Annotated in this window: 7 protein-coding genes; 5 read left to right on the top strand and 2 right to left on the bottom strand. The window is 65.1% G+C overall.

Annotated elements, in window-relative coordinates:
- Nucleotide 1 precedes the first annotated feature (1 nt).
- Nucleotides 2-961: a hypothetical protein gene (locus tag MM194_RS14375; RefSeq protein ID WP_241343932.1), complete on the top strand. Its 960-nt coding sequence runs from the start codon at nucleotides 2-4 to the stop codon at nucleotides 959-961.
- Between the two features lie 103 nt (nucleotides 962-1,064).
- On the opposite strand, the gene pbpC is transcribed toward MM194_RS14375, so the two are convergent.
- On the bottom strand, nucleotides 1,065-3,389 hold the full coding sequence (pbpC, locus tag MM194_RS14370) for a penicillin-binding protein 1C (protein WP_241343963.1): 2,325 nt from the start codon (nucleotides 3,387-3,389) through the stop codon (nucleotides 1,065-1,067).
- Between the two features lie 37 nt (nucleotides 3,390-3,426).
- Nucleotides 3,427-8,280, bottom strand: a complete 4,854-nt coding sequence (locus tag MM194_RS14365; protein WP_241343931.1) for an alpha-2-macroglobulin — start codon at nucleotides 8,278-8,280, stop codon at nucleotides 3,427-3,429.
- Nucleotides 8,281-8,840: 560 nt separating this feature from the next.
- On the opposite strand from MM194_RS14365, the gene MM194_RS14360 reads away from it, so the two are divergent.
- Genes MM194_RS14360 through MM194_RS14345 form a run of 4 tightly spaced genes read left to right on the top strand, consistent with a single transcriptional unit; the run spans nucleotide 8,841 to nucleotide 13,530 of the window.
- Nucleotides 8,841-9,878, top strand: coding sequence for an AI-2E family transporter (locus MM194_RS14360; RefSeq protein WP_238566442.1), 1,038 nt, complete (start codon nucleotides 8,841-8,843; stop codon nucleotides 9,876-9,878).
- 4 nt (nucleotides 9,879-9,882) lie between these two features.
- Nucleotides 9,883-11,409 (top strand): TolC family protein, encoded by a 1,527-nt coding sequence (locus MM194_RS14355; protein ID WP_033131538.1) that lies wholly within the window; start codon nucleotides 9,883-9,885, stop codon nucleotides 11,407-11,409.
- Nucleotides 11,402-12,496: an HlyD family secretion protein gene (locus MM194_RS14350; protein WP_241343930.1), complete on the top strand. Its 1,095-nt coding sequence runs from the start codon at nucleotides 11,402-11,404 to the stop codon at nucleotides 12,494-12,496. The genes MM194_RS14355 and MM194_RS14350 overlap by 8 nt, the downstream gene beginning before the upstream one ends.
- 8 nt (nucleotides 12,497-12,504) lie before the next feature.
- Nucleotides 12,505-13,530, top strand: coding sequence for a DUF2955 domain-containing protein (locus tag MM194_RS14345; RefSeq protein ID WP_033131536.1), 1,026 nt, complete (start codon nucleotides 12,505-12,507; stop codon nucleotides 13,528-13,530).

The raw sequence follows: 13,530 nt of genomic DNA, 5'->3' as shown, positions 1-13,530 counted from the left end.
GATGAAGACCTATATCTACTACCCCGGCATGGAAGTGCGGGATGAACTCTGGCTCAAGTTTGCCCTGATCTACCTGGAGCGGCTCGCCTTCGTCTTTACTGTCAGCGAGAAGAGCGGCCTGACCGCCCTGCTGGAAACCCTGCGCCAGCAGACCGATCTGCTGGCCGAGCGGCCCGATGCCGACTTCTTTGCTGCCATCAGCCCCCAAATAGAAAATCAGATCGCCGGCCTTATCGCTCCCGACTTCGTCCGCCACAAGGTGTTTGGCAACAAGGAACTCATCGGTCGCTGGCGTCAGGCCAGCAATCACGACTGTTTCTGCCCGGCTCAGGACGGCCTCGAACGGCTGCACGGCTATTGTCTCGCCACCGGCTTTGCCAGCCAGGACGAGGGGGGGATCAGGATGGCGCGGCGCTTCGCGAACCTGCTCTCCATGCGTCTCGCCCGTGAGTGGGCGCTCGCCAATGAGGGAGCCCTCATCACCGATCACGACTATCTGGACCGGTTGCTGCACCTGCTCGAATCCCGCTACCACAACCGGGGCGGTCAGGATTGCTTCCACCTCGAGATCCCGCTGCGAGTGCCCACTCACCTGGCCGAGATCCCGTTTGCCGAACTCATTGCACTGCGCGGGCGCAGCGGTTTTCGTCAGCAGCTGGCGGCCTTTCATCAGGCCCTCGATGCCTTGCTCACCATGCTGGGTAGCGGCTATGCCGACCCCGCCGTATTGACTCGCTTCGAGCAGGGCCAGCAAGGGCTCAACCTGCTGCTCGGGGCAGAGACCCAAAGTCTGCCGTTCACCACGCTCGTCAGTACTGGCTTACCCGCCATGGCGATGATCCACCGGCTCAAGGCGAGCCACCCGGACACGACGCTCATCTTCCATCCCATCAAGAAGAGCCACTTCCATCAGCGCAAGAGCCAGCACTTCTTCACTCGCCTGGGGCAGGTCAAGCCGTAAACGGCTTAGGGCTCGACACCTTTCGCCATCCATAGGCTCCTGACATGGGCAATCGTCAATATTTTGTCGCATTATTGTGGGCTAAAACCGAACCCCCTCCTGCTCAGGAGGGGTTTTCCAGTCGAAACTCTATGCGATCGCTGTTGCCCGCCTCATCGACCACCACCAGCTGGTAAAGACCCGCCTCGCTGAGTACCTGATCCCCGTCCCAGCGCAGGCGCTGACCGTTCAGAAACCAGAACGGCTTGCCGATCCCGCCCAGCACCCTGGGTTGCAGGCGGTAACGCTGGCTGCGGATGAGGTTGCCCTCCCCCAGCGCCACGATGCGGATGGGCGCCTGCAAATCTGCCCCACGTCCCTCCCCCTCGCAACCACTGGCGAGCAGGGCCCCGCGCCGCTCGGCGGGGGCACGCCAGGGCTCGAGCGCCAGCGGCCACAAGGCCCGCCAGGCAGAGCCGCTGGCCTCGAGACAGCGCGCCAGGGTCGGTTTGCCCTGCGCCGTCAGCGCCACCTTGCGCAACGGCGAGGGCCAGTCCATGGGATCAGGCAGGGTCGGTGGATCCCGCTCATCCAGCAGCCAGGCGTTCTGATGCTGTTGGCAGGTACCTGGCAGGGTGGCGCTTGCCCGCCGCCCCAGTGGCCAGCAGATGTCGGCCTCGCTCACCGTATTGGGCTGCGCCGGCAAGGGGCTGTTATCGCCGAGGCGAGAATAAACCGAGAGCAGCAGCGGCACCGCCGCACTCTGGCCGTAGAAGCCGGGCAAGGGGGTGCCATCGGGCCGGCCGAGCCAGACCCCCAGAGTCCAGCGACCCGAGACCCCGAGCGCCCAGCTGTCGCGGTAGCCATAGCTGGTGCCGGTCTTCCAGGCCAGCCGGTTAACCCGCCCGGTCGCTTCGCTGTCGAAGGGCTGATCCGCCCTCCCCTGAGTGCTCAGCATGTGCCAGACAATCCAGGCTGCCCCCGGGCTCAGCAAGGGCCGAGACACCGCCTGCTGCCCCGCGAGCCAGACCGGCATCGCCACCTGCCCCTGGCGGGTGAGCGCACTGTAGAGCGCCACCAACTGCTCCAGCCGAATGCCTGCGGCCCCCAGCGCAATGGCGGGATTGGGTTTATCGGACAGCGCCAACCTGACGCCAGCATTGTCCAACCGGTTGACCAGGGTATCGGGTCCCAGCGCCTCCAACACCTGCACCGTCGGCACATTGAGGGACTGCTGCAACGCCTGGGTCAGGGTCACGGGTCCCTGAAAGGCACCGCTGAAGTTCGCGGGGCGATAGTCAGCGCCGAGGCGAGGGGCATCGGAGAGCAGGGAGGCCGAATGCACCAGCCCGGCATCCAGCGCCAGGCCATAGATGAACGGCTTGAGGGTGGAGCCGGGGGAGCGGATCGCCTGCACCATGTCGAGGTAGCCGTGGCGCCGCAGGTTGCCATACTCGGCGCTGCCCACATAGGCGCGCACCGCCATGGTCTGGTTGTCTACCAGCAGCAGGGCGGCGGAGGTCTGCTCCGGGAAGCGGCGGATATAGCTCGCCACCCGCGCCTCCAGCCAGCGTTGCAGATCCCCGTCTATGGTGGTGTGCACCAGGGCCCCCGGCTGGCTGTCGGCGACGAGGCGGGCAAACAGCGGCGCCTCCATGGGGGTGAAGTGTCCTCGGGCCAGTACCGGTTCGATGCGCCCCTGCTCCCAGACCGATGCGGGCCAGGCCCCCTGCCTGACCAGCCGCTGCATCACCTTGTCCCGGGCGGCACGGGCCCGTTCGGGGTGCCTGTCCGGCCGGTAACGGCTGGGGGCCTGGGGCAGCACCGCCAGCAGGGCCGCCTCCGCATGGGTGAGCTTGGCCGCACTCTTGCCGAGATAGGCGAAGCTCGCCGCCTGTACCCCCTCCAGATTGCCACCAAAGGGCGCCCGGTTGAGGTAGACGGTGAGCAGGGTGCGCTTGTCATAGTGCCACTCCAGCTGCAGCGCCCGCGCCATCTGGCGCAGCTTGCCCGGAATGGATCGCTGGTAGGATTCGATGAGACGCGCCACCTGCATGGTGAGGGTCGAGCCGCCTGAGACGGCTCGGCCATAACGTAGCCACTGCCAGACGCCCCGCGCCATGGCCAGCGGGTTGACCCCGGGGTGTTGCCAGAAGTGGCGATCCTCGTAGCCGAGCAGCGCCTCTATGTAGCGAGGGGAGACCTGCTCCAGGGTGACCGGATAGCGCCAGACCCCGCTGGTGTCGGCGAAGGCCCGCAGCGGCTTGCCCCTCATATCCAGCACCACCCGGGCATAGGCGGGATCCAGCGGCGGTGGCGGGAAGGCCCGATCCAGCACCAGCAATAACAGGGGAATGCCAGCCAATAGCAACCCCGTCAGGCGCAGCCAACGTGGCCACCTCCGCCAGGTGGACCCTAGCTTGCGAGCGCCTGCCCGGCATAGCGCCAAGTAGCTGGCCGGACGTGAGGGGTCCGACAAGAACGACTTATTCAGAGATGATCACCTCGTGAATATCCTGCCCCACCGCCCTAAGCTCGGGGCGATACATATCCTCCACCTGGGTTGGCGGCACCTGATAGCGACCCGGCGTCACCGCCCGCATCAGGTAGACCAGTTGCTGATTGCCCCCCGCGCTCAGATCCAGCGCCGCCGTGTAGCGATCGTCCCGGAACTCCTGATGCTTGAGGTAGTCGTTCCAGTCGCTCTGCCAGGCCGGCTTGCCTTCAATCTTCAGCTCCTCCAGCTTGATGCTGTTGCCAAGGGCCGGGTTCTCCAGCTCGAAGCCCGCCGGCAGCATCTCCACCAGCAGGGCGTCGGGCACTGCCTGTTCGCTCGCCACGTTGAGCCGCACCACAACGAGATCGCCGACCCGTGCCTTGGCGGGATCGAAACGCTGGCCATCGGCATTGAACCAGCTGCGAGTCACGCTCATGCCCTGGCTGATGCGGGTGGGTGCCTGCGCCGGGTAGCCTATCAGGGTGCGCTGCACATAGAGGGAGCCCTCGCCCTGATTGTCGACGCCGGTGACGGTCAGCGCATCCGGGGCACCCAGCTGCCGACTCATCTGACCGGCGAGGGGCTGCTCGCCGCTCGCGCTCTCCACCCTGGCCTGCCAGTCGACGGCGGGGTCGACCTGAGCCAGGCGCAGCAGGGCGAGCCGCTCCTGGGTGCTGAGCCACTGGCGATGGGCCAAGGTGTCGGCCAGCTTGGCGCTCAAGTCAGGCCAGCTCGCCTGCGCCAGCTTGTACTGGCGCAGCAAGGCGAGCTCGAGCGCACCGTCCCGCAGCGGCGAGCCGTAATCCGCGAGATAATCCTCCCCGCGCGGGGTCGCCAGCGCCCGGCCGAGGGCCAGGGCACCGTTCTGCTCGTCCCCCATGGCCGACAGGGCCAGGGAGAGGTGCAGCAACGGCAGACCGGAGCGGGCATGATCCGCCTGCTGCTCCCAGATGAGCCGCAGGGTAGAGAGCGGCGCCTTGCCCACCCGTGCCAGCACGAAGGCGCTGTAGGCCTGATAGGCCAGCCGGCTGTGCTCGGGGGCACTGCTCCAGCGCTCGCCGTACTGGCCATCGGTGAGATAACTCTGCAGGCGACCCAGCGCCTGGCTCAGCATGGCCTCGGGCACGGCTTCCCCGGCTTCCTTTCGGGTCAGCAGATAATCGGCGGCGTAGGCGGTGAGCCACTGCTCCTCGTCGGAGCGCCCATCCCACAGACCGAAGCCGCCGCTCGGCAGTTGCAGCCGTTGCAGGCGCTGCAGCAGGGCCCGCTGCACCTCGGCCTCACTCATCCCCTTGGCCGGCCCGGGCAGATCCTTGGACCAGGCCTCGCGCTCGGCGGCCGTGCTGAGCTGATAAGGCCAGGCACGGGACAGGGTCTGCTCCAGGCAGGCATAAGGGTACTGGGCCAGGGCCTGCCACTGGGCCGCCGGATCCCAGGGGGGCGTGCCGGAGAGGCTGAGCAGCCCCTGCAGGTTGGCAGGATCCAACCCCGCCAACTCGCCCGGGGCGAAGTTCATCTGCTGGTTTGGCGCCAGCATCTGATAACGCTGACGAGTCTCGGCCGGCCAGGGGGAGCGCAGGGGCAGCGACCACTCGCGGTTCACCGCAAAGCCTTTGCCGCTGGCCGCCAGTTGCAGGCTGGCTACCCCGCTCGCCCCGCTGACATGCAGCGGCAAATTGAGCCAATGCTCCTCGCCCTGCTTCAACGCCAGCGTGGTTGGCAGCTCGGCGCCCGCCTGCAGGCCACCACTCAGGGTCCAGGCCAGCGACAGGGTCTGATCCTCGCCGCTCATGTTGCGCAGTTGCACCAGGGCACGGGTCTCATCCCCGCGCGCACCGAAGCGTGGCCAGCCTATCTCGGCCACCAGGGGCGACACCACCTTGATGGCCCGCTCGGCCTGACCCACTTGCTGCTCATTCCAAGCCAGCGCCATCAGCGCCAGCTCGCCGTTGAAGTTCGGCAAGTCCAGCGGTATGACCGCCTTGCCGTTCTCATCAAAGCTCACCTCACCGCTCCAGAGCGCGGCGACCTCGACCCGGCTCTCCAGTGCCCCGCCCTTCTTGAGGGTCGGCGCGTCGCCGCCGTAGTTGAGGCGGGCCAGCTTGCCATCCTGGGGCGGGATCACCTGGCCATAGTTATCGAACAGGTCCTGGGCGAAGCGCTTGCGACCGAAGAAGATCTCGAAGGGATCCAAGGGCTGGTAATCGCTGATATTGAGCACTCCTCTGTCCACCGCCGCCAGCACCACCCGGCCCCGGCTGTTCGGGGTCGCGCTGACCGCCACCTCGAGCCGGGTGAGCGGCATCGCCTTGTCCGGGGCACTCAGACTGAGCGGCAGCCGACGCGCCTCCCGATCGAGCACCAGCGGCACCAGCCCGACCGAGCGCAGGCCCTGCACCTGCTTGCTGCCGGCGCCCTGGCTGCCCATGGCCACCGACTCGCTATCGGGAGCCGCTATCTGGGCCGAGATATGCAAGTCGTGGCGCAGCCAGTCGGGACTGACCGGGATCTCGAACTCGCCGCGCCCCTCCTTCAGCTCGATGCGCTGCCACCAGCGCAGGCCGCCGCCATCTTCCACCAGCAGCAGTCCCTTGCCGGGACGAGGGGCCACCAGGGTCACCCTGGCCTTGTCACCAGCCTGATAGGCACGCTTGTCGAGGCTGATGGCGATCTTGTCCGGGCGCGCCTGCTCGCCACCGCCGCCCCAGGCATAGCTGCCAATCTCAACTCTCAGGCTGGATTGGTGGCCCTGACTGTTCTCCACCTCGAGACGATACCAGCCCGCCGAGAGCGGCAGGCTCAAGGCCGTCGGCCCCTTGCCATCGAGCTGCAGAGTCTGCTCCTGCTCCAGATAGGGCTGGGGATTGTATTCATACTTCCAGCCCTCCCCCCCCGCGTAGTGCCAGTAGTAGTCCCGGTATTCGTTGATGAGGCGCACCTTCACCTCTCCCGCCACCGGTTGCCCCTGCTCATCCAGGTTGAGGATCTGGAACGGCAGCGGCCGGCCTCCCTCCACTCTGTCGGCCACGAAGTCAGCCTTGAGGGCCGGCCACTGGCTCCCCGCAGGCCAACCGAACTGGGTGCGACTGCGATTGACCGCCCGGCCACCGGGTTCGGACAGCGACACCCGATAATTCACTTCGAGTGGCCCCAGAGCCTTGAGGTCCTCCAGCTGATCCGCGAGGGCAACACGCCCCTGCCCTTGCTCATCCAGGGTCAGGCTGACGGGCTCCAGCTCCTTGACCTGTTCGATGAGCCGCACATCCCCCAGGGTGAACTCCTGCCACTGGGTGAAGGGCATGAGGGCGCGACTAATCTTCACTTCTGCCTTGGCCTTGGTGCCGCTGGCAGGGGCGCCATAGAGATAGTCCCCCTGTAGCGGCAGCGTCAGCGCATCGACGTCGCTCAGCAGCTCCCCATCCGGCCCCTTGCCCAGCTGGAGTTTCAACCGCTCCGGCAGAAACTCCTCCACCAGGAAGGGCCACTCGAAGCGGCTGCCGGCGGCGGTCTTGAGAATAATGTTCCAACGCCCAAGCGGGGCATCGTCCGGCAGGCGCACGCCATAGTGCGCGGCGCCGAGGCTATCTGGCAGCAGTCGCCGCTGCTCGAGCAGCTGACCGTCCGGTTGCTTGATCTCCAGCTCCACCGCCATGCCCGGCAGCAACTGGCCATCCTGCCCCTTGAGCAGGATCTCGCTGTCGAGCCGCTCGCCGGGACGATAGAGATCCCGGCCGCTGAACAGATAGAGCTGCTGGGCCTGCCAGGGCTGGGTGCCCAGATCGAAGGAGGAGAGATCCAGCGCAGCGCCGTCGAGGCGCAGCACGGCCAGGTGCTTGCCCTGCTCGGCCAGCAACAGGCGGGCCCCCTGGATCTGCTCGAAGCGGCGATGACCCTGGACGTCCGTGGTGTGCACCTGCAGCCGGTTACCCTTCTCATCGAGCAGGGAGAGCTGCACATCCTTGAGGGGGGCGGCGCTGGCCAGGGAGCTGACGAACACCTCCAGCTGATCCGGGTAGCGACGGGCACTGAGCCCCATGTCGCTCACCGCGAAGTAGGTGGTCTCCTTGCGCCAGTTGTAGTTGCCAAGGGGGGACATCACCGCGAAATAGACCCCGGCCTCCGCCAGTTGCGGCTCCTTCACGTTGATGAGACGGGTCTCGCGGCGGTTCGGATCGAGCGCCAGGGCGTAGCGGCCGCTGAACACCCGTTTGGCCCGCGCACTGACCTGCTCCAGATCCCAGTTGCCCATGCCCGCCCCCGGCTTGTATTCCGCCAGAAAGCGCGGCAGATAGTCGGCCTCGATGCGGAAGAAGTCGATATTGACCTCGTCCACGTTGACCGCGCTGATGGGCAGGCGCAGCTCCTGACGCAGCGGCAACACCATGCCGCTGGCGGTGAAAGAGGCCCCCGCCACCAACGGCCGGGTCTTGATGGTCCAACTCTGGGGGGCGGGCCCCAGCCCCGCCTTGAGGGTCACCTCGTAGCTTTTGTCGGGGGCAACCTGCGGGAAGTAAAGAGTGCGGCCATCCTCGGCCAGGACCCAGTCTCCCTGCACCTGCTTGCCCCCCTCGCTCACGGCGAGCCAGCGCTGCCAGCTGCTGCGCGGTGAGAGCGGGGCCGAGAAGACCAGCGCCAGCGCCGGTGCATCCCGGTATTGGCGAGCACTGGCCTGACTGATCTCGCTCGGGGCGCCGCTCTCTTGCTGCGCCGCAGACGGCGGACTGGCCTCAGTCGCGGGCTCTGGGCCGCAACCGGCGAGCAGCACAGCAGTCAGCAACAGGGCTGACCAAGGACGGCAGGCATAGGAGGCACGAGGCAGGGGTTTGGGCTCGAAAAGGCGCATAAGTTTCATCCCGGGTGGAGTCGCCGCTGACGCAGCTCAGGAGCCAATAGAATATAGGGTTTCCCATGAATACACATCCATGACAGGGATAATGTCGTGCAAGAGGTATATTTCAGCACATATATCTACCCATAAGAGTGATATTGGCGTAACCCATTCGAGGCTTATTAATGGATAACTATTTTATATATACCTTTATCCCCCGTTTTCTGAACCCAAGCTAAACTGGGAACAACAGTTCACTTGTGTGGTATGCGAGGACTCTTTATTCTCTAGCCCCACTGGAACTGTTGCACCAATCAACCTAATATCAAACGGTTAAGTCATTTTTTAAAAACTTGACGTCTGTGCCATCAATGAAAAGAAGGCATGGTGCAATACCAAGGCGCACCCTCAATGTTTGAACTCAAGTTCATTTATTACTGCGCAACCTTTACTTGCTGGCTCGGCTTTTGTCGGGCCAGAATTGTTGTGCGCTCATCACCTGTTGGAGTGATACCAGAATGGAAATTAATGATCTTGCCGTAGTCGAAAAAAGACTGGTTGCCAGATTCCTGGATATGTTCATCAAGTTCGGTCTTATCCTGGCCTTGGGATCTTTCTGCTTCACCGTGTTCTCCCCCTTCATGAACATGATGCTGTGGGCCCTGATCCTGGCGGTTACCCTCTATCCCCTCCACCAGCGCTTCGCCGCGCGCCTTGGCGGGAAACAGGGCAAGGCATCGACCCTGCTGGTATTGCTGGGAATACTCTTGATCGTGGCTCCCACGGTTGCCATGGTCAGCTCGCTGGGTGACAGCGTCAGCACCCTGGTCGACAAGGTGGACAACAACACTCTGGTGATCCCGGCCCCGTCCGCCGACATCGCCAACATTCCGCTGGTGGGTGCCAAGCTGCACGCCATCTGGCTGAAAGCCTCGGTGGACTTGCCAAGCCTCATCATCAGCTACAAGCCGCAGTTGGGGGATCTTGCCAAGCAGGTCGTCGGCATGCTGGCCAGCATGGGCGGTGGCTTGCTGGGCTTCGTCGCCTCCTTCATCGTGGCGGGGATCATGATGGCCTGGGGTGCCCCGGGCGCAGTGAGTGCCAACCGCATCGCCATTCGCATCACCGATGAGCGCAAGGGCAACGCCCTGACCAAGCTGTGCACCAGCACCATACGGGCGGTGGCGCAAGGGGTGATCGGCGTGGCCTTCATCCAGGCCTTGCTGGCCGGCATCGTCATGTCGCTGGCGGGGATCCCGGCCGTGGGCATCTTCTTCATCCTGGCCCTCATCCTCGGCATCGCCCAGGTCCCCGTCATTCTGGTCACCGGTCCCATCATCGCCTACATGTGGATGGCAGGGGATCACGGCACCCTGGTCAACATCATCTACTCGGTGCTGCTGGTCATTGCCGGCATGGCAGACAACGTGCTCAAGCCGCTGCTGCTGGGGCGCGGGGTCGATGCCCCCATGCCGGTGGTGCTGCTTGGCGCCCTTGGCGGCATGGCAACCAGCGGCATCCTCGGTATGTTTATCGGTGCCACCATGCTCTCCATCGGCTATCGCATCTTCATGGCCTGGGTCAACGAAGGCCTGGCCACTGCGGAAAAATAACCCCATGGTCATCGCTCTTCCCTCTATGCGCCCCCTGTTCACAGGGGGCGCATGCCTGTTGCTCAGCGCCTGTACCGTGCTCGGCCCCGACTACCAGACACCCCAAGTCAAGGAGATTACTGACTGGCACAGCGCCAGCGAGAGTCAGAAAACGACCGCAGCCGCCGACTATCGTCTGTGGTGGCACCAACTCGGGGATCCCGTGCTGAGCGCCCTGGTGGAAGAGGCCCTGAAGAAGAATCCGGACGTGCGGATAGCGGGTCTGCGCATCCTCGAGGCCCAGGCCCAGCTCGGCATTGCCGAGAGCCTGCTCGGTCCCCAGGCCACCATAGGCACCGCCGAGTTACTGCAGGCGGGTCAGACCCGCAACGGCCACAGCAGTGCCGGCAGCAGTTATGGCGCGGGCTTCAATCTCGGCTGGGAGCTCGACTTCTGGGGCAAGTTCCAGCGCGGCATAGAATCGGCTGACGCCAATTACTTCGCCACTCTGGCCCAGTATGACGATGTCCAGGTGCTGATGATTGCCCAGGTGGCCCAGCTCTATGTGAGCATCAGAACCGTCGAGGCCAGACTCCAAATCGCCCATGAGAACGCCCGTATCCAGCAGCGCAGTCTGGAGATTACCGAGCGGCTGTTCAAGAGCGGCAACAGCGCCGAGCTGGATGTGCAACAGGCCAAGACCCAGTATCTGGGCACTCTCTCTGGCATACCCCAGCTCGAAACCAACTTGCGCCAGAGCCAGAATGCCCTGAGTACCCTGCTCGCGAGGACACCGGGCCCGCTGCCCGAGATGGCCGCCAACACCGGTCAGATCCCCCAGGGCAAGCTCGCCCTGGTCGCCGAGATGCCGGCCGACTTGCTGCGCCGCCGTCCCGACGTGCGGGTCGCGGAGCGGCAACTGGCTGCCCAGTCGGCCCTGATCGGGGTGGCCGAGAGCGATCTCTATCCCTCCATCACCCTGCTCGGCACCCTGGGAGTTAGCGCTACCGGTGGCGACAGTGGCACCTTCTCCTGGGCCGTCGGTCCCTCGCTAAGCTGGAACCTGCTCGATCAGGGGCGGCTCGGCAACCAGATCCTGGTGCAGGATGCCCGCTTCCAGCAGTTGCATGAACGCTACCGCGATACCGTGTTCAAGGCCGCCCGCGAGGTGGATGATGCGGCCGTAGGCTACGCCAACGGCCAGGATGAGCTCGCCTTGCTGACCCAGACCGGTGAGGCGGCCCGCCGTTCACTGGACATCGCCAACACCCAGTACCGCGAGGGAATGGCCGACTTCCAGCGGGTACTCGACTCCCAACGCGCCCTGTTCAACCAGCAGGAGCGCCTGGTCAACAGCCGTGGTGCCCAGATGCGCGATCTCATCACGCTCTACAAGGCGCTGGGTGGTGGCTGGGAGCAGGGACGATCGCGCCCCCTGGTGACCCCGGAGGTGGAAGCCCAGCTGCGCGCCCGCGCCGACTGGGCTCCCCTGCTCGACGCAACCCGGCCTCAGCCTCAAACCCAGCACCAGAAGGTAACATCGAATGACTGACAGCAATGTTTCTCCCGGTCAGGCCAGCAGCCGCGCCACTCTCGGGCTGCTGGGCTTGATCGCCCTGCTGCTCGGCTGGTATCTGCTGGCCGACCGGCTCACCCCCTACAGCTCCCAGGCCCGGGTGCAAGCCTTTGTGGTCCCCGTCGCCGCCGAGGTATCCGGCCAGATCAAGCAGGTCTATGTGCGCGACAATCAGGACGTGTCGGCAGGGGCCTCCCTGTTCGAGATCGATCCCGAGCCCTACGACATCGCCCTCGCCAAGGCGCGCTCCGACTACCAGACGGTGCTCAGCAGCGTCAAGGCGAGCGGTGAAGGCATCAAGGCCGCAGAGGCAAGCCTGCAGGCCATGCGCGCCGCCTATGACAATGCGGCCAAGGATGCCGACCGCCAGGAGCGCCTCTATCGGGAAGATCCGGGTGCCATTTCGGTCCGTCGCCTCGAGGTCGCCCAGGCCACCCGCGAGACGGCCAAGAGCCAGGTGGCCGCGGCCGAGGCCGATGTGCGTCGCGCCATCGAGGCCGCAGGGGTGAACGGTGAGAACAACTCCCAGCTGCTCAGCGCCCGCTCGGCGGTGCACAAGGCGGAGCTGGATCGGAAGAATACCCTGGTGGTGGCGCCCGGTAGCGGCCTCATCACTGACCTGAGTACCGACGTCGGCCAGTTCATCGGCGCCGGTGCACCGGCCATGACCCTGATCGCCATCCACGACGTCTGGATCTCCGCCGATCTGACCGAGAACAACCTGGCCAACATTCAGCCTGACGATGAGGTCGCCATCCTGCTCGACAGCCTGCCCGGCCGCATCTTCAAAGGCAAGGTGCGCAGCATCGGCTACGGGGTGGGTGATGGTCAGAGTCAGCCGGCGGGGTCGCTGCCGACGGTTGACAACAACCGTGACTGGCTGCGCCAGGCCCAACGCTTCCCGGTCAAGGTCGCCTTCACCGAAGACGATCTGCCGCCGGTTGCCGCGCTGCGGGTCGGCGGTCAGGCCGACGTGCTGGTCTATGCGGATAAGGGCGGGCTGATGAACCTGTTGGGCGCCCTCTACATTCGCCTGATGAGCCTCTGCTCCTTCCTGTACTGATGAGCCCTATGCATAACGGAGATCGTGCGGTACTCAGAATTGGTGTTGGCATCGCGCTCGCCACTCTGATCTGCTATGGGCTGGCCCTGCCCATGCCACACCTTGGCTGCATCATGGCCTGGGTGGTGCTGTGCCGCCCGGGGGAACCGCTCGCCCTGCGCAAGGGGCTGGTCGGGGGGCTCATGCTGCTGGCCATCATGGTCGGTGGCGTCTTGCTGGTCCCCCTGCTGACCCACTATGCCCTGGCGGCCGTGCTGCTCATCGCCCTGCTGCTCTATCTGCTGATGCAACAGTCGATGGCCGGCAAGGGGGCATCCGCCATGCTGCTCATCATGGCCATCACCGTGATCCCGGTGGCGGGCCTCATCGAGCAGACGCTGGCCATCTCCATCGCTCAGATGATGGGAGTAGGGATCCTGATCGGTACCCTGGTCAATCTGCTGAGCCATGGGCTGTTCCCTCCTCAGCCCACGGCCGCCGTGGCGGGCAAGGCCCCCTCTCGCCCCGAGCAGCCGACCCGGCTGGCGATGCGAGCCGTGGTGATAGTGCTGCCGGTCTGGCTGCTGGCACTCGGCAACCCGGCCTTCTACATTCCCGCCGTGATGAAGACGGTGGCGCTCGCGCAGCAGAGCACCTCAATCAATGCCAAACACGCGGGCAAGGAGCTGGTGCTGTCGACCCTGATGGGTGCCCTGCTGGCCTTTGTACTCTGGATGGGGCTCAGCATCTGGCCCTCCCTGCTGATGCTGGTGCTGATGCTGGGCCTGATGACCCTCTGGCTGGCCAGGCGATTGGTGCGGCTGGTACCGGGCCGCTTCCCGCCCTCGTTCTGGAGCAATGCCTGGATCACGGCGCTGATCCTGTTTGGTCCGGCCATCGAAGACAGTGCGACCGGCAAAGACGTCTGGCTGGCGGCCGCGATGCGGTGTGGCCTGTATCTGCTGGTGGCCGGTTATGGCTGGTTGTGCATCGTGACCCTAGAGCGCTGGTGGCCCGTTGGCCGACCGGCGGCAGAAACACAGATAGGAGAGTGA

The organism is Aeromonas sp. MR16, assembly GCF_022549315.1.
GTDB lineage: Bacteria > Pseudomonadota > Gammaproteobacteria > Enterobacterales > Aeromonadaceae > Aeromonas > Aeromonas aquatica.
The sequence above is the reverse complement of the archived record's forward strand: the minus strand, read 5'-3'. Positions and strand labels throughout refer to the sequence as shown.